The 22,608-nt window shown below is 63.7% G+C and carries 23 protein-coding genes, 1 pseudogene and 1 riboswitch; of the genes and pseudogenes, 10 read left to right on the plus strand and 14 right to left on the minus strand.

From position 1 onward, the window contains the following. The first annotated feature begins 86 nt into the window (after window positions 1-86). On the plus strand, window positions 87-971 hold the full coding sequence (locus ACNQP3_RS11955) for a hypothetical protein (protein ID WP_060493443.1): 885 nt from the start codon (window positions 87-89) through the stop codon (window positions 969-971). A 7-nt stretch (window positions 972-978) separates the two neighbouring features. Here the strand turns inward: ACNQP3_RS11955 and ACNQP3_RS11960 are convergent, their stop codons facing one another. Then, the gene (locus ACNQP3_RS11960) at window positions 979-1,863 is read right to left on the minus strand and encodes a DMT family transporter (RefSeq protein ID WP_012272044.1); all 885 of its coding nucleotides are present in this window, start codon (window positions 1,861-1,863) and stop codon (window positions 979-981) included. A 171-nt stretch (window positions 1,864-2,034) separates the two neighbouring features. On the opposite strand from ACNQP3_RS11960, the gene ACNQP3_RS11965 reads away from it, so the two are divergent. Continuing rightward, window positions 2,035-2,706, plus strand: coding sequence for a TetR/AcrR family transcriptional regulator (locus tag ACNQP3_RS11965; RefSeq protein ID WP_012272045.1), 672 nt, complete (start codon window positions 2,035-2,037; stop codon window positions 2,704-2,706). A gap of 7 nt (window positions 2,707-2,713) precedes the next feature. On the opposite strand, the gene ACNQP3_RS11970 is transcribed toward ACNQP3_RS11965, so the two are convergent. Next, complete coding sequence (locus ACNQP3_RS11970) at window positions 2,714-3,721, minus strand: GlxA family transcriptional regulator (protein ID WP_041166479.1); 1,008 nt, start codon at window positions 3,719-3,721, stop codon at window positions 2,714-2,716. Between the two features lie 221 nt (window positions 3,722-3,942). Here ACNQP3_RS11970 and ACNQP3_RS11975 point away from each other — a divergent pair, with 221 nt between their 5' ends. Then, window positions 3,943-4,155, plus strand: coding sequence for a PLDc N-terminal domain-containing protein (locus ACNQP3_RS11975; protein WP_012272047.1), 213 nt, complete (start codon window positions 3,943-3,945; stop codon window positions 4,153-4,155). Between the two features lie 44 nt (window positions 4,156-4,199). On the opposite strand, the gene ACNQP3_RS11980 is transcribed toward ACNQP3_RS11975, so the two are convergent. Then, complete coding sequence (locus ACNQP3_RS11980; protein ID WP_012272048.1) at window positions 4,200-4,526, minus strand: hypothetical protein; 327 nt, start codon at window positions 4,524-4,526, stop codon at window positions 4,200-4,202. Window positions 4,527-4,715: 189 nt separating this feature from the next. On the opposite strand from ACNQP3_RS11980, the gene ACNQP3_RS11985 reads away from it, so the two are divergent. Next, window positions 4,716-5,126, plus strand: a complete 411-nt coding sequence (locus tag ACNQP3_RS11985) for a RidA family protein (protein WP_060493442.1) — start codon at window positions 4,716-4,718, stop codon at window positions 5,124-5,126. Between the two features lie 109 nt (window positions 5,127-5,235). Further along, window positions 5,236-6,108, plus strand: a complete 873-nt coding sequence (locus ACNQP3_RS11990; RefSeq protein WP_012272050.1) for a DMT family transporter — start codon at window positions 5,236-5,238, stop codon at window positions 6,106-6,108. Here the strand turns inward: ACNQP3_RS11990 and ACNQP3_RS11995 are convergent. Continuing rightward, window positions 6,105-6,824, minus strand: a complete 720-nt coding sequence (locus tag ACNQP3_RS11995; protein WP_264317073.1) for a TorF family putative porin — start codon at window positions 6,822-6,824, stop codon at window positions 6,105-6,107. The two genes, ACNQP3_RS11990 and ACNQP3_RS11995, sit on opposite strands and share 4 nt — an antisense overlap. 81 nt (window positions 6,825-6,905) lie before the next feature. Next, window positions 6,906-7,157, minus strand: coding sequence for a hypothetical protein (locus tag ACNQP3_RS12000; RefSeq protein ID WP_264317074.1), 252 nt, complete (start codon window positions 7,155-7,157; stop codon window positions 6,906-6,908). A 130-nt stretch (window positions 7,158-7,287) separates the two neighbouring features. On the opposite strand from ACNQP3_RS12000, the gene ACNQP3_RS12005 reads away from it, so the two are divergent. Next, entirely contained in the window at window positions 7,288-7,947 is a 660-nt protein-coding gene (locus tag ACNQP3_RS12005) for a hypothetical protein (RefSeq protein WP_264317075.1), read from the plus strand. An 11-nt stretch (window positions 7,948-7,958) separates the two neighbouring features. Here ACNQP3_RS12005 and ACNQP3_RS12010 read toward each other — a convergent pair whose 3' ends face one another. Continuing rightward, entirely contained in the window at window positions 7,959-8,204 is a 246-nt protein-coding gene (locus ACNQP3_RS12010) for a hypothetical protein (protein WP_375774315.1), read from the minus strand. 234 nt (window positions 8,205-8,438) lie between these two features. On the opposite strand from ACNQP3_RS12010, the pseudogene ACNQP3_RS12015 reads away from it, so the two are divergent. Beyond that, window positions 8,439-9,909: pseudogene (locus tag ACNQP3_RS12015) on the plus strand (DUF3300 domain-containing protein). Beyond that, window positions 9,906-10,799, plus strand: a complete 894-nt coding sequence (locus ACNQP3_RS12020) for a DUF2950 domain-containing protein (RefSeq protein WP_012272055.1) — start codon at window positions 9,906-9,908, stop codon at window positions 10,797-10,799. The pseudogene ACNQP3_RS12015 and the gene ACNQP3_RS12020 overlap by 4 nt, the downstream one beginning before the upstream one ends. An 81-nt stretch (window positions 10,800-10,880) precedes the next feature. Here ACNQP3_RS12020 and ACNQP3_RS12025 read toward each other — a convergent pair whose 3' ends face one another. From ACNQP3_RS12025 to ACNQP3_RS12040, 4 genes are all read right to left on the minus strand, one after another. After that, window positions 10,881-11,837, minus strand: a complete 957-nt coding sequence (locus tag ACNQP3_RS12025; RefSeq protein WP_060494056.1) for a helix-turn-helix domain-containing protein — start codon at window positions 11,835-11,837, stop codon at window positions 10,881-10,883. A 148-nt stretch (window positions 11,838-11,985) separates the two neighbouring features. Beyond that, window positions 11,986-14,070 carry a hydantoinase/oxoprolinase family protein gene (locus ACNQP3_RS12030; protein WP_060494055.1) on the minus strand — a complete coding sequence of 695 codons (2,085 nt, stop codon included), beginning with the start codon at window positions 14,068-14,070 and terminating at the stop codon, window positions 11,986-11,988. Between the two features lie 13 nt (window positions 14,071-14,083). Continuing rightward, a complete protein-coding gene (locus tag ACNQP3_RS12035) occupies window positions 14,084-15,829 on the minus strand; it encodes a hydantoinase B/oxoprolinase family protein (protein ID WP_060494054.1) in 1,746 nt (581 codons plus the stop codon). A 189-nt stretch (window positions 15,830-16,018) separates the two neighbouring features. Then, on the minus strand, window positions 16,019-16,873 hold the full coding sequence (locus tag ACNQP3_RS12040) for a LysR family transcriptional regulator (RefSeq protein WP_060494053.1): 855 nt from the start codon (window positions 16,871-16,873) through the stop codon (window positions 16,019-16,021). Window positions 16,874-16,965: 92 nt separating this feature from the next. Here ACNQP3_RS12040 and ACNQP3_RS12045 point away from each other — a divergent pair, with 92 nt between their 5' ends. Continuing rightward, window positions 16,966-17,394, plus strand: coding sequence for a multidrug/biocide efflux PACE transporter (locus ACNQP3_RS12045; RefSeq protein WP_012272060.1), 429 nt, complete (start codon window positions 16,966-16,968; stop codon window positions 17,392-17,394). 73 nt (window positions 17,395-17,467) lie between these two features. Here ACNQP3_RS12045 and ACNQP3_RS12050 read toward each other — a convergent pair whose 3' ends face one another. From ACNQP3_RS12050 to ACNQP3_RS12065, 4 genes are all read right to left on the minus strand, one after another. Next, entirely contained in the window at window positions 17,468-18,487 is a 1,020-nt protein-coding gene (locus ACNQP3_RS12050) for a branched-chain amino acid aminotransferase (RefSeq protein WP_060494052.1), read from the minus strand. Window positions 18,488-18,633: 146 nt separating this feature from the next. Further along, window positions 18,634-20,211, minus strand: coding sequence for an ATP-binding cassette domain-containing protein (locus ACNQP3_RS12055; RefSeq protein WP_264317076.1), 1,578 nt, complete (start codon window positions 20,209-20,211; stop codon window positions 18,634-18,636). Window positions 20,212-20,382: 171 nt separating this feature from the next. Further along, a complete protein-coding gene (locus ACNQP3_RS12060) occupies window positions 20,383-20,745 on the minus strand; it encodes a hypothetical protein (protein WP_012272063.1) in 363 nt (120 codons plus the stop codon). After that, entirely contained in the window at window positions 20,742-21,119 is a 378-nt protein-coding gene (locus ACNQP3_RS12065) for a glyoxalase superfamily protein (RefSeq protein WP_012272064.1), read from the minus strand. The genes ACNQP3_RS12060 and ACNQP3_RS12065 overlap by 4 nt, the downstream gene beginning before the upstream one ends. A gap of 100 nt (window positions 21,120-21,219) precedes the next feature. Continuing rightward, a riboswitch (cobalamin riboswitch) is annotated at window positions 21,220-21,437 on the plus strand. A 101-nt stretch (window positions 21,438-21,538) separates the two neighbouring features. Here ACNQP3_RS12065 and cobW point away from each other — a divergent pair. After that, window positions 21,539-22,606 (plus strand): cobalamin biosynthesis protein CobW, encoded by a 1,068-nt coding sequence (gene cobW, locus ACNQP3_RS12070; RefSeq protein WP_012272065.1) that lies wholly within the window; start codon window positions 21,539-21,541, stop codon window positions 22,604-22,606. Window positions 22,607-22,608 lie beyond the last annotated feature (2 nt).

Genomic DNA, 22,608 nt, shown 5'->3' on the forward strand with positions numbered 1-22,608 from the left:
CCTTTTGTTTTGTAACTGTACGGTGGGTTTCGACATTTTTTTCACATTCGCTTGCTAGGATCCCCAGCAATCCCGAGGAGCCCTACATGCCGCACATCCTGCGCAAGCGCAGCACCCGCATCGCCTTGACTGCCACCACTGGCCTGCTCGTGGCCACCCTGGGCTTCTTCGCCTGGCAAAGTTTCTACCCGGTTCAGGCCGCTTCCGGTTGGGATGTCGAGGTGTTGCATCGCGACGTGACCAAGGCCGCCTCGTTGCTGCCACAAGCCGATGGCAGCTTGCTGGTCAGCCGTGAGCTGGACGACGGCCGGGGCAGCATCCTCAAGATCACCGCTAGCGGTGATCGCGTGGTGGTGATCGACAACCTGTCCAAGCCTGATGGCATGGTGGCGGCGCAGGGCGGTTGGGTGTTCAGCCAGGAAGGTGGTCAGGCTCCCGTCAGCCTGTCTCGCGATGGCCAGGTAACCCACCTGTTCGATGGCGAGAGCGTGCAAGGCCTGTGGAACGACGGCGACCATCTGTTCGCTATCGAAGACCGCAAGGGCAACGGCCGCCTGATGCGCTATGACTGGAACAGCGGCCAGCTCGATGTGCTGCGTTCCGGCCTGACCGAAACCGAAGGCCTTACCCGTTGCAGTGATGGCCGCCTGCTGTATACCGAAAAGGCCAATGGCAAGGTCCGCGCCCTGTCCGACGATGGCCGCGACCCAGTAGTGGTCGACGGCCTGCGTAACCCTACGTTCTTGTACTGTGACCAACGTGGCCTGTGGATCAGCGAGGACAACACGCACCGCGCGCGCTTGTTGCTCATCGACGCTGACGGCGTCCAGCACACCATGCTGACCTTCCTCAAGGCGCCGCAGTCGATCGTGGCAGACGGCAAGGGCGGCTACTTGCTCGCCGAGGGCGGGCGCAATCGCGTGCTGCACCTGACCCCGCCACCGACGCGCGACACCGCCCAGCGCGACTGACCCCGCACTAGCTGGGCAGCCGCTGCTTGCGCCTTGGCAGCAGGCCCAGCACCAGCATGCAGCCAAGCAGAATTATCAGGCCACCTGCTGCCTGCAACAGGCTGAGGGCTTCATCGAGAAACAGCGCGCCGACCAATACCGCTACCAGCGTGACCACGAACTCCACGCTGATGGCGCGGGTCGCGCCGATGCGGGCTACCAGGCCAAAATACAGTACATAGGTGGTAGCGCTCATCACTGCGCCGCTAATCAGCAGGTAAAGCCAATCGCCCGCCTGTGGCACGCTGGGCACCGGTACTACCAGCAGCAGCGGCAGGGTCAGCAGCCCGCCAGCCAGGAACGCGCCGCCGGTGACTGTCCACGGGTCCTGGCCGCGCAGGTGCAGGCTGGCGTAATTGCTGCCGTAGGCGGCGCTGATGGCGCCTAGCAGCGAAGCGATGCAGCCGTGGATGAAATCGTCATCTACAGGGCGGGCCGGAAAACCGACCAGTATGACGATGCCGACAATACCCAGCAGCAGCCCGGCCAGGCCTTGCGGGGTGATTTTCTCCAGCCCCCACACCCGCCCGATCAGCATAGAAAACAGCGGAATGGTGGCGACAAAAATGGCCGCCATGGCCGTACCAATACGTGGGGTGGCGTATGACATGCCGATCAGTTGCCCGGCCACCGTGGTCGCGCCCACCACCAGCAAGGGTACCAGCAGCGAGCGCAGGCGCAGCCTGCGGCCCAACAGGGCGGCAAGGGTCGCCAGGGTGCCGCTGGCAATCAGTGCCCGTAGGCTGACCGCGCCCACCCAGCCAAAGGCATGCACCACCTTGAGCAGCACCAGGAAAGAAAAGCCCCAGGCGATGGCCAGGAACAGGTAGGCGGCGAGGTCGCGCGGGTGCATGAGGCAGGGTCCATCCACGGCAAGGGCAGGCAGGCTAGCGGGTTGCGGGGCGCGATATCAAGGCCCGCCAGCCACAATGCGTTATGGCTACCCGACCAACAGCGTGCTTCCCTGCGTGGCCGCGCTCGCGGATAATCCCCCCACATTCCAATAAATAGCCTGTGAGTGGGTATGAGTGATTCCGTAGTCAGTCTCGGCCAGCCTGAAACCGAAGGGGGGCGCAAAACGCGCAAGAACAACCCCGAGAAAACCCGCGAGGACATCCTCCAGGCCGCCATCAACGAGTTCGTCCAGCAAGGGCTGGCCGGCGCACGCGTGGACGCCATCGCCGAGCGTACCGCTACCTCCAAGCGCATGATCTACTACTACTTCGGCAGCAAGGAGCAGCTGTACTGCGAGTGCCTGGTGAAGCTGTACGGGGATATTCGCAAGACCGAGCAGAGCCTGGACCTGGAGTCGTTACCGGCTGAGCAGGCGATACGCCGGCTGGTGGAGTTCACCTTCGATCACCACGACCGCAATGTCGATTTCGTGCGCATCATCTGCACCGAAAACATCCACTACGGGGAATACGTCAAGCAGTCGCCGGCCATTCGCGAAATGAGCAGCCTGGTGCTCGAAGCCTTGGGCAACACCCTGCATCGTGGCGTGCAGGAAGGCGTGTTCCGCACCGGCATCGAGGTTATCGACCTGCACATGCTGATGAGCTCGTTCTGTTTCTATCGGGTGTCGAACCGCCACACCTTTGGCGAGATCTTCCAGATCGATCTGTCTGATGACCAGGTCAAGCAGCGCCACAAGGCCATGATCTGTGACGCCGTATTGCGGTACATCCGCGCCTGAACGCCGCTCACTCGCCCAGCCGCTGCTCACGTGACGGCGGGTAACCAAAGTACGCCGCATAGCACTTGCTGAAGTGCGACACCGAAACAAAGCCGCAGGCCACTGCCACGTCCATCACCGACAGGTCGGAGTACTGCAGCAGGCGGCGGCTTTTGGTGATGCGCAGTTCCATGTAGTAACGCCGTGGCGACGTGCCAAGCTGGGCCTGGAACAGCCGGTCGATCTGCCGCCGCGAGCGCCCGCTGTAGGCCGCCAGTTGGTCGAGGCTGAGGGTTTCCTCAAGGTTGTTTTCCATGAGTTCGACGATGGTACGCAGGTGCAGGCTCATGGACTTCTTCGCCCCCGGGCCAACCTGGCGGTAGCGCGCACCGGAGAACGACAGGATTTCCTCCACGCCTTCGGCCAGGCCGTCACCATACAGCCGGCGCACCAGGCCCAGCATCAGCTCCATGGCGCCGTTGGGGCTGGCGGCGCTCAGGCGATCGCGGTCGAGGGTGAAGCTTGCCGGGGTAATACGTGTTTGCGGGCTGCGTTCGGACAGGCTGGCGCGCTGTTCGGGGTGGATGCTGCAGCCATAGTCGTCCAGCACCCCGGCGCGGCCAAGAAACCAGGCACCGTTCCACAAGCCGCCCAGGGCCATGCCGTGGGTGGCGCAGTCGTCCAGCAGGCGGTCGAGTTCCGGGTACTTCAGCGGTGTGCGCAAGCCGCCACAGATCACCAACAGGTCCAGCTCCCGCAACGCTTCGGCGGACAGCTCGGTGGCCACCAGTTCCAGCCCCAGGTCGCTGAGCACGCGGTCGCCGTCCAGCGACAGCGGGGTGAACTGGAAGCTGTCGGCGCGCAACAGGTTGGCTGTGACCAGCACGTCCATGGCCACGGTGAAACTGGCCATCGAGAAGTGTTCGAGCAGGACGAAGTCGACCCGATAGGGAGCCTGGGCACTGGCGCTGCTGGTTTTGAGCCGCAGCATGTTGCTGGTGCTGGTCTTCTTGCTGAACTGGCGTGGCGTGGGCACTCTGGACTCCGCTTCCTGGCTGGCCCGCAGAGTGTGGACGGTGCCCGGAGGAAAGACAATCTCCCCGGTGGCTGTGTCGCATTGCAGGTCGTGTTCAGGCAACCGGTCTAGCCTGGCGCAGTGGTTGCAACTGCGTGAGGGCCCTTGAGGCGGGAAAATCAATCTGAACCCTCAGCGCTTGCAGCAACCCAATCCATAACATGCCAATTGGGAGAGCGCTCATGGAAATCGGTACGATCTGGCTCATCATCGCGGCCCTGGTCATCCTGCTGGAGATCTGGGCCATCTGGCACATCATCGGCAGTGAGCGGCGCGCCGAACGCAAGATGCTGTGGATTGTGTTCGTGGTCTACGCACCATTCCCCGGGTTGCTGTTCTGGGCCTGGCGCGGGCCGCGGGCGGTGAAAGGCAGGGCGGTACTGCAGGAGAAATGACGGTACTCGGCATCAGGCGCGGGGGCGCCTGATGCCGTCGAGGTTCATCTGGGCAGGATGTCGAAGCGTACGGCCGGGCCCAACCCGTCCACCATCAGGCAGCCGTAGAATTCTACGGTGGACAGAACGCGCAACTGTTTGAGCGCGTCATGGATGTAATCGTGAAGCAGCTTCTCAGCTTCCCGCTTGCGGTCTGCGACAGTGGCGCTTTTGAGGGTGATGACCCCGAGCAAAGTGGTTTCGATATGCTCGACGGTGTCCAGGCCGAGCTTCACGCGCAGGTGCAGGCGCGCTTGCGCGGCGTCGGCTTCATCGTGGGCAGCGTTGTGCGGTTTGATGGTATAGGCCAGCTGAAAATCATACTTGCTCATGAGCATTTCCTTGTTATGGACAGGCCTCCATGCCGGGTCCTGCAATCTACTACCGGGCCGCCAGTGCGCAAACAGACGCGTGGTTCAAGCAGCACATTGCCTTGTGCGAAACGTCCTACTCTGTGCTTGACCTCGAGTTAACTCAAGGTCTGATACTGCGCCACTCTTTCAACCAAGCGAGGGCGTGTCGTGACCCCATCAAGTGCATTCCAGCTAAGCAACCCCGAAGGCCTGTACGACCCCAGTGGCAACGCCTATTCCCATGTCGCCGAAGTGCGCGCCGACAGCCGTCTGCTGTTCATCGCCGGCCAGGGTGGAGAGGACAGCAACGGCCAGTTGTCGCCATTGTTCGCCGAACAGGCCCGCCAGGCACTGGCCAACCTGGAGCTGGCCCTGGCGTCGAAAGGTGCCAGCCTGGCGCAGGTGTTCAAGTTGACCCTGCTGATTGTCGAGCATTCCGAAGCGCGCCTGCGCCAATGGGTGGCCGAGGCCGACAAGGCCTGGGGCCCGCACATGAAACCGACCTGCACGCTGATACCGGTGCCCCGGCTGGCGCTGGATGCCATGTTGGTCGAGATCGAGGCCGTAGCTGTGCTGTAGCGCCGGGCGATTCACCGGTGGCGCCCAGGAATCACTTTGTTGTATATCGGTGCTGGCCCTTTCAGCATTGCCGCCATGACAACAATGTTTACTCAGAGGTGACCACACCATGAGCACCGGCACCACCACGCTTGCCCACCGCAAGGCCAGGGCCTGGCTTTGGCCTGCACTGTTCAGCCTGGTGGCTTTCGCTGCCAACTCGGTGTTTTGCCGGCTGGCGCTGAAAGACGGGGCCATCGACCCGGCATCCTTCACCGTGGTGCGCCTGACCAGTGGTGCGTTGTTTCTGTTGTTGCTGATCCGCCTGCGCAGGCCGGCGCAGGCCATGGGTGGCAGTTGGCGGGGCGGCCTGGCCCTGTTCCTGTACGCGTTCCTGTTTTCTGCGGCGTATCTGCAATTGGGGGCAGGCGCGGGCGCATTGTTGCTGTTCGGTGCAGTGCAGATCACCATGTTCGGCTTTGCCTGGTACAAGGGTGAACACATCACGGTGCGCATGCTGCTGGGCATGCTGATCGCCTTTGCCGGCCTGCTGGTGCTTCTTTTGCCCGGTGCCTCGGCGCCGCCGTTGGCCAGTGCCTTGCTGATGGCCTTGTCCGGCGTGGCCTGGGGCGTGTATACGCTGCTGGGCAAAGGCTCGCCCAGGCCGCTGGCCGACACCGCCGGCAATTTTTCTCGCAGCCTGCCTTGCCTGGTGCTGCTGCTACCGATGCTGTTGCTGAGCGCCGGCCCGCACCTTACGCCACTTGGCTTGTTGTATGCCCTGGGCTCCGGTGTGCTGGCTTCTGGCGCCGGCTACGCCGTTTGGTATGGCGTGGTCAGGCAGGTCAGCGCGCAACAGGCGGCGACCCTGCAGCTTAGCGTGCCGGTGATTGCCGCACTGGGTGGGGTCGCCCTGATCGGTGAGCCGTTGTCGTTGCGCTTGCTGATCGCCTGCGTGGTGGTCCTGGGCGGTATTGCCCTGGCGCTGGCACCGCGTCGTTAAAAGAAGCTGCGCTGCGCCTTGAGGGTGACCATGCTGTCGCAATAGGTGTTGATGCCCGAGTACGCATCACAGCCGCCGCCACTGAGGCTGGAGTTGCTGTAGATCAAGTTGAGGTCAATGCCTAGCCAGGGCCGCGACAGCTCCAACGACCAATCGGAAAAGGCATTCACCTGGCTGCCATCGCCAATGGTAAAGGGCGTGCCCAGGCGGTGGTGGGCGAGCTTGACGGTGAAGTCTGCGTCGAACAATGGCAGTTGGCCGAAGTCGGCGAACAACGTGCCAGTGCGGTTGTCGGGGTTGTCACGCAGCGCCCCGCCGAAGCGGCTGCCCAGCACCGAGATACCCCCGTACAGGGCGTAACTGTCGGGGCCTGCGATGTTTGGCTGACTATAATGGATCAACCCCACTTCGTAGCCCAGGCTGCTGTCAAACTGATGCTTGTAGCCCAGGTAGCTGTCCAGACGCAGGGTCGAATTGGGGGTGACGCCCATGCTTGGGGCGTACTGGCCCAGGTACCAGCCACTGGTGTGGCTGAAATCGAGGCCACCGTGGAATGCGCCGACGGCGCTGGGTGAGATAAGCCCTTGCGCCATGCTGCGCGAAGGCGTGGTGCCGAGTGTGAAGTCGAAATCGCCCAGTTGGCGTTTCATCTGCTGGGCCAGCAACACGGGGCTGAAAAGCACTGCAGCACTCAGCAACAGAAGGGGCCTGATCATGGTCTCCGTCCTGGAAGGCTTGCGGTTGAGCGGTAGAGGATACCTGCGCAGGGGGAGGGATGGAACCGTTGGCTGGCCTGTTCAGCCTTTGGTCGAGCGGTCAGCGTCAGCGGCTTCGGTCATCACAGGCAGGTTGTCGGCTCGCTGGATCATCCGGCGTTGCCGCTCATATTCGTCCAGGGACAGGCTGCGGCGCTGCAGTGCCTCCAGCTGCAGCTGGCGGGTTTCTTCTGCCGTGTACGGGCGCTGTTCAGGGTGGCTGGCACACCCGCTGCTGATGGCGATGGCAAGCACGGCAAGGGCGGCGGACAGCAGGCGAGCCAGGATAATCATCAGGTAGCTCCAGGGAATGGGGTCGTGGGCGGCGGGTCGATAGCGCTAGGTTATGTGGCCACGGCGTTCGGTAGAAATTGCCATTCTCGATAGTGACTATCGATGGTTCCTGAGGGGCCGGGAGGGCGTGATGGGGCAAGGCGAACAACCGCGTAAATGGGGTGTGCTGGAGCCAATCGACCGGATTACCGAAGTCATCTTTGGCCTGCTGATGGCTATGACCTTCATCGGCTCGCTCAGCGTGGCCACGGCAGGGCGCGAAGACGCTCGGCTGATGCTGGTCGCTGCGCTTGGCTGCAACCTGGCCTGGGGCCTGGCCGATGCGGTCATCTACCTGATGCGCACCTGGACCGAGCGCACCCGCGCACGTACTTTGCTGGCGCGCCTGCAGGCCGCTGAGGATGGCCAGGGGCGCAGGCTGATTGCTGATGCACTGCCAGAACGCATCGGCCTGGCACTGGATGACGAAGGGTTGGAGGTGCTACGTCGCCAGATGCAACGTGATGCCGCCCGCCCGATGCCGGCGCGCCTGTGCCTGGATGATTTCAAGGCTGCGCTGGGGACATTCCTGCTGGTGGTGCTGGCGACGTTCCCGTTGGTTATCCCATTCCTGCTGATCGACACCACTGGCACAGCCATCCGCGTATCGAACTTGGTTGCCTTGGCCATGTTGTACCTGGCGGGCTGGCTGCTGGCGCGCTATTCCGGTGGCCGCACCCAGTTGACCGGCGTGGTGCTGGTGGCTGTCGGAACGTCACTGATCCTGGCGATCATTGCCCTGGGCGGTTGAGCAACGCCCGGTCAGTATTTGATGTCACGGGCACGTTCGCGGCCTTGCTGTTTGGTGTGGCGTTTGTCCTGTCGGCAACCGGCGTTGCTCCTCTGGTCGGCGTGGCGGCAGTCTTGTTTGGTCTGGCGCGCATCCTGCCGAGTTTCCTGGCGTACATCACGGGCTTCACGCCGACGCTCGGCGCGGTCGGTGGCAGCCCAGGCCGTACTGCACAGTGCCGCCAACATGATGACGACGATGAAGCGGGACGTGTTCACCGAGATGGGCTCCTGTCTTGTCCTCTTTTGCTGGCCTGTACCGGCCTCTTCGCGGGCAAGCCCGCGAAAGGCCGGTACAGGTCTATTACAGATGCCATCCACGCCACCCTATAGATTCAAAGGCAGCAACCACGCCCACCCTTAGAGCACGAAAAGTTTGCACCCTCGCATCTGGCCAAACCCACCGCCATTGCTACCCTTATTCCACGCGGTCTGACCTCATGGGGATTAGCGATGCGCACGCTATTGTTTGCTGTCCTGTCGGCACTCTTGTGCCTGACCGCCGCGCCCGGCCTGGCGCTGGCTGAAGACGTACCCGCACCGGACCCTGCGCCCCCGGGCGCCGCGGCCGCAGCCAAGGACCCAGTCTTCAGCCAGGAACAACTCGATCAGATGACCGCGCCCATCGCGCTGTACCCCGATCCGCTGTTGGCCCAGGTTTTGATGGCATCGACCTACCCAGGGCAGATCAGTGAAGCGGTGACCTGGTCCAAGGCCAACCCCAAGGCCACCGGCGACGAGGCGGTCAAGCAAGTAGCCAAGCAGCCCTGGGACCCGAGCGTACAAGCCTTGGTGGCATTCCCGCAGGTGCTGGCGACCCTTGGCCAGGACCCGGTCTGGGTACAGCGCCTGGGTGATGCCTTCCTCGCCCAGCCCGACGATGTCATGGGCAGCGTGCAGCGTTTGCGTCACCAGGCGCAGGCTGCCGGCAACCTGCAAAGCAACCAGTACCAGAATGTGACCGTGCAAACCACCACGGCCCCTGCAGCGGCCCCTGCACCCGCACCCGCTTCCGGCGGCACCCAGGTGGTCACCGCCAGCGCGCCGCCCACCACCATCGTCATCGAGCCGGCCGACCCACAAGTGGTGTACGTCCCCAGCTACAACCCGACCACCACCTATGGCACCTGGGCCTACCCGGCCTCACCGCCGGTGTACTACCCACCACCACCGATGTACTACCCCGGCTCCGCACTGGTGGCAGGCCTGGCCTTCGGTACTGGCGTTGCGATCGTCGCCTCGTTGTGGGGCGACTGTGACTGGGGTAACAATGACATCGACATCGACGTCAACCGCTACAACAACAATCAACGGCAACAATCGCATCACCAACAACCAGAACAAATGGCAGCACAATGCCGTCAACCGTGACGGTGTGCCTTACCGCGACGCGCGCAGCCGTCAGCAGTACGGCCGCCAGTTGGACGGTGCCACCCAGCGCAGCGCATTTCGCGGTGATGACGCACAACGTGCCCAGGCGCGTGACAAGGCGCGTGCCTCCATGGACCGAGCGGGTATCGAACGCCCAGCCACCAGCAACATTCAGGCACGCCAACAAATGCGTGAAGCGAAGTCGGGCAATGCATTGGGCAACCGTGTACAGCCCCGTGGCGACAATCCGAGGGTTGCCGACCGTCAACAGCAGGCACGCAACACTCAGGGCCGGCAGCAGAACAACCAGATGGATCAACGCCGGCAAGGGCAAGCGCGGCAAGTCGGTCAGAATCGTCCTGTGAATACCGCAGGGCGTGCCCGTAACAACGCCTTCGATGGCGTACGCTCGCCATCGCGCACCAATGCGCAGGCCAACCGTGGTCGCACCAGCCAGGCGTTTGCCCAGCGGCCCAGTGCATCGCGTGCAGCCGGGCACCAGATCTCTCGGCCCAGTGCACCCGCTCGTCGTGGCGGAGGAGGTCGTCGATGAAACGTCCAGCACTGGCGGCAATGCTGCTTACAGTGGGCTTGGCCTGCGCATCCCTGGCCGCTGCCCAGGACGCTTTCCCGACCCCAGAGAAAGCCGTTGAATCCTTTGTCGCGGCGCTGGGCACGGAGAAAGCTGATGAGGCCCGGCTGACCCAGTTGCTGGGCGACGACTGGCGCACCTACATCCCGCGCGGCGGAGTGCAACGCAGCGACGTGGACACCTTTCTGGAGCAGTACCGTGCGCAGCACAGTATCGACATGGCAGGCGAGGGCAAGGCCATCCTGGCGGTGGGCAGCGATCACTGGACCTTGCCCATTCCGTTGACCAAAAGCAGCCAAGGCTGGCGCTTCGACCTCAAGGCCGGCAGCGCCGAAATCCGCGCCCGGCGCATCGGTCGCAACGAGCTCGGCGTGCTGCAGTCGCTGCTGGCCTATCACGATGCGCAAATGGACTACGCGACCCAGGACCATAACGGCAACGGTGCGCTGGAGTACGCACAGAAAATCTTCAGCGAGCCCGGCAAGCATGACGGTTTGTACTGGGATGACGACGGCGATGGCCAGGTCAGCCCGCTGGGGCCGCTGTTCGGCCAGGATGTGATCGGTGATGACTGGTATGGCTATCACTTCCGCATCCTCGACGCACAAGGCCCATCCGCCCCTGGCGGCGCCTACAGCTACCTTATCGGCAACCAGATGAGCCGTGGCTTCGCCATGGTCGCCTGGCCGGCCAAGTACGACGACACCGGGGTGATGAGCTTCATGATCAGCCATGACGGCCAGGTGTTCGAGAAAGACCTCGGGCCGCACGGTGACAGGCTGGCCAAGGAGATGAAACGCTTCGACCCGGATGACAGCTGGAAGGTGGTGGATGTGCCGGCGGGGGATTGATCCTGTTCCTGCAGCACGTAGCCATAATCGCGAGGCTGGCGCAACGGGTCGGTGTGCATCGTAGGAATCTTCGCTTTCGGCTCAATGGGTGCCTGCAGCCCGCACCTCCCGCGCCGTGCACCCATACTGCTGGCGAAACGCGCGGGTGAACTGCGCCTGGTCGGTAAAGCCCCAGCGCAATGCCAGTTCGCCGATGGCCAGGTGGCAATGCGGGTCACGCAATTGCCGGTACACGGCCTCCAGGCGTAGCTGGCGTATCCACTCACTCAGGGTGTAGGGCGTGATCACGAACAGCTTGTGCAGGTAGCGCAGCGACAGCCCGCAGGCACTTGCAATGGTTTGCGGCGACAGCTCGGGGTCGCTCAGGTGTTGCTGCACATACTGTTCCACCCGCGTCAGGTGCAGGGTGCTGAGGTTGCTGCCTTCGCTACCCAGCACTCGCTCGTCCTGTTGCAGGGCCAGCAGCAAGGTGGCCGAAGCCTGTTCCAGCAGCAGATGCCGGGCCGCGATGGGGCTAGCGTCGAAGTGGCGGGCGCACAGGTCCAACTGTTCGACAAAAATGCGCCCCAAGCCCTGGCGGGCATCGAAACAATGCCGGGTATAGCGCCTGTGCCCCAGCAGGTTGGCCTTGAGTGCACGCTCGGGCAGTTTGAGCACCCACAGGTCATTCAGCGTGCCGTAATGGAAGCGGTAAGGCGCATCGCCGCGCTCGACGATGAAGCCACCTGGGCGGCAGCTGATCTGATGACCGTCCTGTTCGAAGTGCACCTCGCTGCGATGCGGCACGGTCACCAGGTAGAACGCTTCTTGGTCCTGGCCGATGTGCGCCTTGCTGCGCGAGTAGCCCAGCTGGCTGGAACGCAGGCGCGACAGGCTGAGTGGGGTACTTGGCGTGCTCCAGCGCTGCAAGTGGCCATCGAACGGTTGTTCGGCGGCAAACTCCAGGCTCAGCGGGAAATAGGTGTCACTGATGGCTTCGGCCCAGCGCGCCTGGCGTTCGGGCTGTGGCCAGCCGAGGGTCGAGAGTTCTGTGGGCATGGTGGGTCCTTTTTCAAAGAGGGCAGCATTGAAAAAAGGAACTGCAGGCAAGCTACTCAAGCAGCTCTTGTTATTGTGCAAAACGCCTGGCAGCGCAAAGCTGCCAGGCGGTTATCAGGCCCATGATCGGCGCGCGCCGGCCTTCAGATCAAGCCCCGCGTGTCACCCGGTAGGTCGCCGAAGGCTCCAGCCGTGCCTGCCAGCCAGGCGGCAGCACGATGTTGGTGGTGTCTTCCTCGATCACGCAGGGACCATGCACGGTCTGCCCGGGCAGCAGGTGGTTGCCATTGAACACCGGTGTGGGCTGCCATTGGCCGTCGGCGCTGAACAGCATCGGACGCACGCTTTGCGCCTGCGCCGCGGGTGGCTCGGCCGGGCCCTGCAGCTCGGGTTGCGGCGGGCGTGGCAGGTGGCCGATCACCGAGCACTCCAGGTTCACCAGCTCCACCGGGCTTTCAGGCTCGCTGTACGAATACAGGGTTTGGTGGCGGCTGTGGAAGCGGCTGATCAGGGCGGCCAGGCCTGTGTCATCCAAGGCATGCTGTTCCAGCTCCACGCTGCATTCATGGATCTGCCCCAGGTAGCGCATTTCCAAGGTGTAGTGGCAGCTGCTGGCCTGGTCGCCAAAGCCGTCTTCGCGCAGGTTGGCCAGGCCTTGCTGACGCAGCTCGGCAAGGGCCTGGTTGAGCTGCACCAGGTCCACGTGCCCGCAGTCCAGGCGCATCGACAGGCTGGTGAGCTGGTCGTAGCGCACGTCGGAAAGGATCTGGCCGAACGCGCACAGGCCCGACGCCACCTTGGGGATCAGCACGGTGTGCATGCCGATTTCCTCGGCCAGGCGTACCACGTGCATGCCCGCCGCACCGCCTGCGCCGATCAGGGCGAAGTCGCGCGGGTCGTGGCCGCGCTCGATCGACACCCGGCGGATGCCGTTGACCATGTTCAAGTTGACCAGGGTGGTGATGCCGAATGCGGCGCGTTCCACGCTGATACCCAGTGGTTCGGCTATCTTGCTGCGGATAGCGTCCAGCGCGGCCTGGCGGTTCAGGCGAATGCTGCCACCCAGCAGCGCGCCGTCTGGCAGGTAGCCCAAGGCCAGGTTGGCGTCGGTGACCGTGGGTTCGCAGCCACCTTTGCCGTAGCACACGGGCCCAGGCATGGCGCCGGCGCTGCGCGGGCCCACCTGGAGCATGCCGAACTCGTCCAGATGAGCGATGGAGCCGCCGCCGGCGCCCAGGGTCTCCACTTGAATCATCGGCACGCCGATGCGCTGGCGCAGAAAGTCCACGTCCTTGCTGAAATTGGTGCGCCCGGCGTTGGTCAGGGTGATGTCGAACGAAGTGCCGCCCATGTCCACGGTAATGACGTTGTCGATACCGAACGGCTTCGCCACCGCCAGCCCGGCTTGTGGCGCCGAGGCCGGGCCGGAGTTGATCGCATTGACAGCGCGCTCACGCATCAGGTACCCAGGCGCCAGGCCACCGTTGGACTGGAAGTAGCGCACCGGCTGCTGTGCGCCAAGTTCCTGGAACAGGTTGTCGATGCGCGCCACGTAGCGTGCCATTACCGGGCTGAGGTAGGCGTTGACCACGGTGGTGGAGGTGCGGGTGTACTCGCGAATCTGCGGGAACACCTCGCAGCCGGTGCAGACGAACACGTCGGGCAGGGCGGCCCGTACGAGCTCGGCGGCCCGCTGCTCGTGGCTGGGGTTGCGCACCGACCACAGGAAGGAAATGGCCACGGCCTGCACGCCTTCGGCCCGGAAGTAATCGATGGCCGCATGGACAGCGGCTTCGTCGAGGGGGCTGTGCTCACGGCCATCGCCAAGGATACGGCCGCCAATTGGGCGGCGCAGGTGGCGTGGGGCAAGCATGTGTGCCGGCGGGTAATGGGCGTCGTAGCGGTGGCCTTCTTCCTTGTGGCCCAGGCGGATTTCCAGGCTGTCCTCGTGCCCCTCGGTGCACAGCAGGCCCACCTTGACCCCGGTGCGCTCGATCAGCGCGTTGAGGGCCACGGTGGTGCCGTTGATGCACAGGTCACAGTTGGCGATGAGTTCGGCCGGGCTGCGCCCGGTGGCGTCGGCGATCTGTGCCAGGCCGGCGCGAATGGCCAGGGTGCCGTCTTGCGGCGTGGAAGGGGCCTTGAACAGCTGCACGCCGCCGTCGCGGTCGGCCAGGATGAAATCGGTGAACGTGCCGCCGGCGTCGATGCCCAGGCGATATTGGTTACGCATGATGGTTCTCCGGTCAGCGCGGGGCGCGGGCAAGGCGGGTGGCGGTTTCGTCGAGGTGGCCTTGGTCATCGAGGACCACGCCATACTCCAGGGCTGCCCCTTGTGGCGAGACCAGGCCATTGCGCACATCCTCCAGCACGGCTGCGACCGGGCGACGCAGCGGGTCGCCGTAGCCACCACCGCCGGGGTTGACGTTGATGATGCGTTCGCCTGGTTGCAGGGTGAGCATGGGGTTTTGCGTGTAATGGTCTTCGCTGCCGTCGGCGTGGCGATGGATCAGCCGGCCCAGCTTGGGCTCAAGCAATGCGTTGCGTGCCCCGGCGGCACCGGCGGTGGGCAGTTGGCGGCCCTCGCCAAAGCCGACCACGGTCATGGCGTGGTCCAGTGGTTCGATCTCCAGGCGGGTGCCCGAACCGCCACGGAATTCACCGGCACCACCACTGTCGGCCATCAGGCTGTAGCGGTGGATCAGCACCGGGTAGGCGTGTTCGAGCAGCTCGATGTCACCGCTCATCAGCGCCCCGAAACAGCACAACGGGCCGCAGGCGTGCCAGCCATCCATCACCTTGTTGGCGCCGGCACCGGAAATGATCGAGGCCAGCACCATGGTCACGTACTCGCTGTTGCCGTTGCGCGGGTCATGGCCGGCGATGTTGATGCCGCTGGTATGCCCCCAGGAGGCCGTTACCCGCTGTGGCGAAGCCTGTTCCAGCGCGGTGCGCACGGCATCGGCCAGGGTTTCCATCGGCGTGGTGGTGCAGTTGACGTGGGGTGCGGGTTCTTCGGCATTGCACAGCGTGCCTCTGGGCCCGACATCGACCGTGACGCAGCGGTACAGCCCTTCGTTGTAGGGGGGCGCCACCTGGGCGAACATCATCAGCCCCAGGTACACACCCGACACCGAGTTGCCCTCGTAGGAATTGATGAAGTACGGCACTTGCGGCGGGCTGTCGATGCGCACGTGGGCCTGGTCGCCACGTATCTGTACATGGGCGGTGATGGCCAGTTCGCCCAGGCCATGGCCGGCATCTTCGAGCACGGCGGTGCCGCTGTAGTCACCGTCCGGCACATCGCGCAACAGTGCGCGCATGTGCCGGTCGGCCATGTTTTTCAGTTCGGCGATGCAGGCCCGCACCTGCGCCACGCCGTACTTGTCGAGCAGTTCCAGCAAGTGCCGCTCGCCGACCTTGCAGGCGCCATACTGGGCATTGAGGTCGCCTTCCTGATAGGGCCGGGCGCGCATGTTGGTGAGCATGAAGTTGATCACGTCCTCACGGCGTTTGCCCTTTTCCCACAGCTTGACCGGCGGAATGCGCAGGCCTTCGGCGTAGATTTCCTTGGCATCTGGGTTGTAGCCAGCCGGTACCGGGCCACCGATGTCGGTCAGGTGGCCTTTGCACACGGTCCAGAACACCAACTCGCCCTGGTAGTACACCGGCTTGTACATGCAACAGTCGAGAATATGGCTGCCCTTGTAGGCCGGGTCGTTGTGGTAGATCACGTCGCCTTCTGCGATGTCGTCGCCGAAGAACTCGGCCACGCATTTCATGGCCGGGATCAGCGAACCCAGGTGGATGGGAATGTCCTGGCCTTGCAGGATCATTTCCGGCAGGTGATCGAACAGCGAGTTGGAATAGTCGTGGGCCAGGTTGAACACACTGGAGCGCCCGGTCTTTTCCAGGGTCAGGGTCATTTCGCGTTGCGCTGTCTCCAGCGCACCCCGGACAACCGCAAGGGTGATCGGATCTACTGTCTGCATAGGTCACCAACGTTTGTTCTTGTGCTTTGGGTGCGTGCCGCCAGAGGGGCGGCGCGTGGTGACAGGCTACGGGGCAGGGCGAGGGAAGGATTGTCGTTGGGTGTACTGGTTGTTGCGTTTGGGCGCACACGGCGACAGCTCCCCCAGGGTGGGGTGCGCAGCAGCGCCAACTTATTGCAGGTGAAAACCTTACGGTTTCAACATCTGCCGCACCAGCCATTGCCCCGCCGGCCCCAATGCCCGCCGGCTAGACCAGACCACATCCATATCCACTCGGCGTGGGTAACCCGCTATCGGCAACTCCACCAGCCCATTGCCAAACCGTGCCACCAGCGCCCTGGGCAGCTCGGCCCAACCAAACCCGCGCACGGCGAACTCCAGCAGGGTGAGGTAGTCCGGTGCCGACCAGGCCTGGCCGCGGCCGCGGTGCAGGCTGGGGGCATAGGTCTTGATATACAGCTGCCGTGCATGCTCCAGGTGCTGCGCCTGCACCTGCGCCAGGCTTGCCAACGGGTGCCCGCTGGCCACGTAAACGCCAAATTCCGCCTGCTCCGGCAAGCGCGCCACGGCCACGTCGGCGGGGTAGCTGGGTTGGGTGGCAAGAATGCCGACATGGGCCAGGCCCTGTTGGATCATTTCGATCACATCAGCGTCCTCCGCCGGGCCGCAGCGCAATTCAGTGTGTGAGTACTGCTGGGCGAAGCGGGCCATCACCGCGCCCTGGAACGTGACGCTGTAGCTGTCCGACATCACCACCGATACCAAGGGCTCGACGTTCTGTGCCAGTCGCACCGCCAGCGCATCGAGCTGGGCGCTGGCATCGAGAATCGCCTCGACATGGCTCAGTACCTGCCGGCCCGCTTCATTCAGCGTGGGGTGGCGGCCACCGCGATCAAACAACGGGCAGCCGATATCAGCCTCGAAATTGGCGATGGCGATGCTGATGGTGGACTGACTTTTGCGCAGTTTGCGCGCTGCAGCAGAGAACGAACCCAGCGATGCAGCTTCGACAAACGCGACCAGAGCTTCGGGTGAATAGCGCATGGTATTGATAAAACCGATAGTAGCTATGTCGTGAGTATCAGTTTTATCAAAGAAAATAGACAGCACGACTCACGCAATGGATGGAATTTGCAATGAAACACGTGTCCTTTACCGAACGCCTGGTTCACGCCGTTGGCTACGAAGTGTTCGCGGTGTTGCTGTGTGCGCCGCTGCTGTCCTGGATCATGGGCAAGTCACTGGCGACGGCGGGCGCGCTGGCTGTGACCCTGTCGGTCATCGCCATGTTGTGGAACATGGTCTACAACGCGCTGGTCGACCGCTACGTGCAGGCCGAGCGTATCCACTGGAAGGCCCGTGCGCGTTTCGTGCACGGCCTGGGCTTCGAAGCCGGGCTGGTGGTGTGGTGTTTGCCGGTGGCGGCGTGGATGCTGGATATTTCGCTGGCGCAGGCGTTCATGGTGGAGCTGGGCTTCTTCGTCATCATTCTGCCCTACACCGTGCTGTACAACTGGGCCTTCGACAAAGCCCGGCATCTGCTGATGCAGCGTCGCCTGGCGTGAAGATTCTGCCAGTGTCGACAAAAAAAAGGGCATGCCATCGCTGGCATGCCCTTTTTCAAATCGCTGAAGCGCCTCAGGCGACTTTGACGATCCAGCCAGCCGGTGCTTCAACGTCACCGCTCTGGATGCCGGTCAGCTCGTTGTAGAGCTTCTGGGTAACCGGGCCGACCTTTTCCAGGTCGTGGAACACGTGCAGCTTGCCGTTGTACTCGATGCCGCCGATCGGGGTGATCACCGCAGCGGTACCGCAGGCGCCAGCTTCGATGAAGCGGTCCAGCTTGCTGATTTCGACATCGCCTTCGATCACGGTCAGGCCCAGGCGCGATTGCGCCAGTTCCATCAGCGACAGGCGGGTAATGCCTGGCAGCACCGAGGCCGATTTCGGGGTGACGAACTCGTTGTTGGCGGTGATGCCGAAGAAGTTGGCCGAACCGACTTCTTCGATTTTGGTGTGGGTCAGCGGGTCGAGGTAGATGGCGTCGGCGAAGTTGGCTTTCTTCGCTTCAGCACCCGGTTGCAGGCTGGCAGCGTAGTTGCCGCCGACCTTGGCTGCGCCGGTGCCTTGCGGGGCGGCACGGTCGAAGCTGGAAATCTGGAAGTTGTGCGGCTTCATGCCGCCCTTGAAGTACGAACCAACCGGGATGGCGAACACCGAGAAGATGAACTCGGGGGCGGTGCGCACGCCAATGTTGTCGCCGGTGCCGATCACGAACGGGCGCAGGTACAGGGCGCCTTTGCCGTGCGGTGGCACGAATTTTTCGTTGGCCTTGACCACTTGCTTGCACGCTTCGATGAACACATCGGTCGGCACGTGCGGCATCAGCAGGCGAGCGCAGCTGCGCTGCATGCGAGCGGCGTTCTGGTCTGGGCGGAACAGGTTGATCGAGCCGTCCTTGCAACGGTAGGCCTTCAGGCCTTCGAAGCACTGCTGGCCATAGTGCAAGGCCGTGGAGCCTTCACTGATGTGCAGTACGTTGTCTTCGGTCAGGGTGCCCTTGTCCCACTCGCCATTGCGCCATACGGACAGGTAGCGTTTGTCGGTCTTGATGTAGTCGAAACCCAGCTTGTCCCAATTAATGCTTTCGTTGCTCATGACACCCTCATTGTCTTGCAAGTGCCCGATCGCTCGGGCTGCTGTTATATGCGCACCATGCCACCTTAATACATCCTTGGCGGATCGGGAACGGCCAGTCACGAATTGATAGCGTGCGATGCATTTTTCGCAGCACATGGCTGCGCCTACAAGTGCAGGTATTCATCGAGCGCCAGGTTTTCCAGCAATACCGCATCATGGGACGCCACCATCAGCGCCCCGCGAAATTGCCCAAGCATGCGTTCCAGGGCTGTCAGCGATGGCAGGTCCAGGTGGTTGCCGGGTTCGTCCAGCAGCAACAGGTCGAGCGGCCGTTCGCGGTATAGCACGGCGGCCAGCGCCGCCTTCATCCGCTCGCCGCCGCTGAGCAGGCTGCTGGGCAGTTCGACACGGGCCGCATCCAGGCCCAATTGCGCCAGGCGGCTGCGCAACTCGCCCTGGGCCAGCATCGGGTTGGCTTGGCGCAGGTGTTCGAGCACGCTGCCGTGGCCCGCTAGCGTGTTGCAGTGCTGGTCGAGCAGGGCGGTTTCGCCACTGAGGCGCACATTGTCGGGCGGTGCCGGCAACTCCCCGTTCAGCAGCCTGAGCAGGGTGGACTTGCCACTGCCATTGGCGCCGATCAGCCCCACGCGCTGGCCCAGGCACACACGCAGGTCAAGCGGTTTGCGGGTGCCATGGGGCAAGCGAAGTGCCTGCAAGGCCAACACTTCTCGGCCTGGATGACGCTGAGGTGTAGGCGCGTGCAAGGTAATAGCGCTTTCTTGCTCGACCTCACGGGCGGCGTCACGTACTTTACCCACCAACGCTTGCTGGGCATCGCGATGGTCGCGGCGCTGCTTGCCAGCAGTGGACTGGCTGCGCTCCTGCTGGCGGTCGACCAGGATCTTGGCCTGGTTGGCGTGCTTGGCCTGGCGCCCGGCCCGCGCCTGATGGCGCTCCAGGTCTTCGCGCTGGCGCTGCAGTTCACGGGCCTGGCGTAGCTGCGCCTGCTTCAGCCGGGCAAGGTGCTGCTGGGCCTGCGCCGTCTGGTTGGCTTTTTGCGCTGCATAGATGCTGTAGTTGCCACCATAGCCCTGCAAACCCAGGCTGGATAATTCAACAATGCGTGCCATGTGCGCCAGCAGGCTGCGGTCGTGGCTGATCACCAGCAAGCCACGGTCCCAGGCTTCGATCATGCTCAGCAGTTGGGCACGGGCGTCGCTGTCCAGGTGATTGCTTGGCTCGTCGAGGATCAGGTAGTCGGCATCGCTGAGCCACGCGCCAATCAGCGCCACGCGCATGGCCTGGCCGCCGCTCAGGCTCCGTGCGGGCTGGCGCCAGTCGAGTTGGCCCAGGCCGTGGCCCTGAAGCTGGCGTTGCAATTGCTCGCGGATATCCCAGCGCTCGCCAACGGTGTCGAAATCGTGGGGCTGGATGCTGCCTTGCTCGATACGCTCCAGCGCCGCAATCACCGGCCCCACTTGGGCCAGGTCGGCAAGCGTGGCGCTGCGCTCGATGACTTGCTGGTCCAGCAAATGGACAGGCCCGAGGCGCCGGCAATGGCCGCTGCTGGGTTCACGCTGGCCGGCAAGAATCTGCCCTAGCAGGCTTTTGCCCACGCCATTGCGCCCGACCAGGCCGGTGCGGCGTTGGTCGAAGGTTTCGTTGAGGTTGCTGAACAGCAGCCTGCCATCAGGCAAGGCCAAGGAGACGCTGTCCAGCGTCAGAATCGACGTGTTCGTCATGCACAACTCCACAAATGCCGCGACATCTCCGGAGCGAGCCGGAGGCTGAAGACTGGCCGTCGAACGGACGGCGGCATCAATGGCGCATTGGACGAACACCTCGTAATTAGAGAGCGCGTAGCCTAACGGACCGTCCGGGGCCGGGTAAAGCACCGGCCGCCGGTTGGGGCCTCAGCGTTGCGCCTGCAAGCGTTTAGCCCAGTCCCCGGCGTGGCCGTGCGCGCAGGCTTGTTCACTGTCGAACCGCACATGCCAGGCCGGATGGTCCAGCTGTATGCCGGCTTGCTCCAGTGCATGGCGGGTCAACGCCAGCATGTGCGCCTTCGCTTCGCCCGCGACGGCAGCGGCTTTGTCGGCCTCTTGCTCAAATACCCAGGTAATACGAAGGCTGCCCGGAAAGTCCTCGGGGTCGAGGCGGTGAGTGAGCCAGCTGAAACCGACGATCTGCGCCTTGGCGGTTTCGCAGGCATCGGTCAGGCACGCCACCAGCTCCCGCTCCAGGCGGGCCATTTCGCGTTTGCCCAGTGCCTTCACGGGTTGGCCTCGTCATCGATCTGCTGGCAAAAGCGCAGGCGGTTGCCGAACGGGTCCCACACCTGCATCTGCAGGCCCCAGTCCAGGCGCTCGGCCTCTGGCCGGGCGTAACCGTACTGTTTGTCCTGCAGCTCGCGCTCCAGCGCGCGCAGGTCGTCGATGCGGGCGAACACGGTAGAACCGGGGCATGCATCGCCATGGTGCTCGGAAAGGTGCAGGATCAGGCCGTCGCGGTGAATCTGTACGTACAACGGCAGGTCCGGGCTGAAACGATGCTCCCAGTCCAGGCTGAAACCGAGGAAATCGAGGTAGAACTCCTTGGCCTTGTCGACCGAGAAGATGCGCAGTACGGGTATGGCGGGGGCGAGGGGCATGGGACGTCCTTGACCGTGGGCAGAGTCGCTACTGTAACGCAGTAGAACCAAGAGTGGTCGACCAGCCCGCCGCAATGGTTGACCACCCGCCAGCCACTGCGTAGCCTTGCCAGTTCGAGGTTCTTCGGCCAGGCCGAAGCTAAGATGGGAACGCGGTACACGCCGCGGCTGCCCCCGCAACTGTAAGCACCGACAACGGATCGACACTGCCACTGCGCCAGCGCGCGGGAAGGCGTCATCCCGCCAGCCCGCTGTTCAACCGAACGGGGGCCTGGAACGGTGCGAGCCAGGAGACCTGCCTCGTCACGTTTTCGACTTTCAACCGGGCGGGGTGATCCGGTGGCGAACAAGCTCGGCCAACCTCTGGCCCGTGGCTGTCGTCCTGCATGCCCGCGCCACACTGCCAAGGGCAATGCGACATGAAAACACTGGCCAAGCTCCCCGTCACCATCGTCACCGGCTTCCTCGGCTCGGGCAAGACCACCTTGCTGCGCCACATGCTCGACAACGCCCAAGGCCGCCGCATCGCGGTTATCGTCAACGAATTCGGCGAGCTGGGCATCGACGGCGAAATCCTCAAACAGTGCAGCATCGGTTGCACCGAGGAAGAAGCCAGCGGCCGCGTCTACGAACTGGCCAATGGTTGCCTGTGCTGCACCGTGCAGGAAGAATTCTTTCCGGTGATGCGCGAGCTGGTGGCACGCCGTGGCGACCTCGACCACATCCTGATCGAAACCAGCGGCCTGGCCCTGCCCAAGCCTTTGGTACAAGCGTTCCAGTGGCCGGAAATCCGCAACGCCTGCACCGTCGATGCGGTCATCACCGTGGTCGACAGCCCGGCCGTGGCCGCTGGCACCTTCGCCGCCTACCCGGACCAGGTCGATGCCCAGCGCAAACTCGACCCTAACCTGGACCATGAATCGCCACTGCACGAGCTGTTCGCCGACCAGCTGGCCAGCGCCGACCTGGTGGTACTGAACAAGGCCGACCTGATCGACGCCGAAGGCCTGGCCAAGGTGCGCGCCGAAGTGGCTGAAGAACTGCCGCCGGCCGTCAAGGTGATCGAGGCCAGCAGCGGCAAGCTGCCACTGGAAGTGCTGTTGGGCGTGGGTGCCGAGTCCGAGGCGCACATCGATGGCCGCCGCACCCACCACGACACGCACCACGACGGCGACGACCATGACGATCATGACCACGACGCCTTCGATTCCATCTCCATCGACCTGCCCGAGGCCGACGAAAGCCTGCTGCTCGACGCACTGACGCAACTGGTGGTGGAGTTCGGCATCCTGCGTGCCAAGGGCTTCGCCGCCATCCCGGGCAAGCCGATGCGCCTGCTGGTGCAAGGCGTGGGTACCCGCTTCGACAAGCACTTCGATCGCGCCTGGCGCAACGACGAGCCGCGCATCACCCGCCTGGTGCTGATTGGTCAGGACCTTGACGCTGTTCAACTGGAAGCGCGCCTGCGCCAGGCCCTGGGCGCCTGACC

Origin of the sequence: Pseudomonas sp. LFS074 (assembly GCF_047978165.1) — a bacterium.
Classification (GTDB): Bacteria; Pseudomonadota; Gammaproteobacteria; order Pseudomonadales; family Pseudomonadaceae; genus Aquipseudomonas; species Aquipseudomonas putida_P.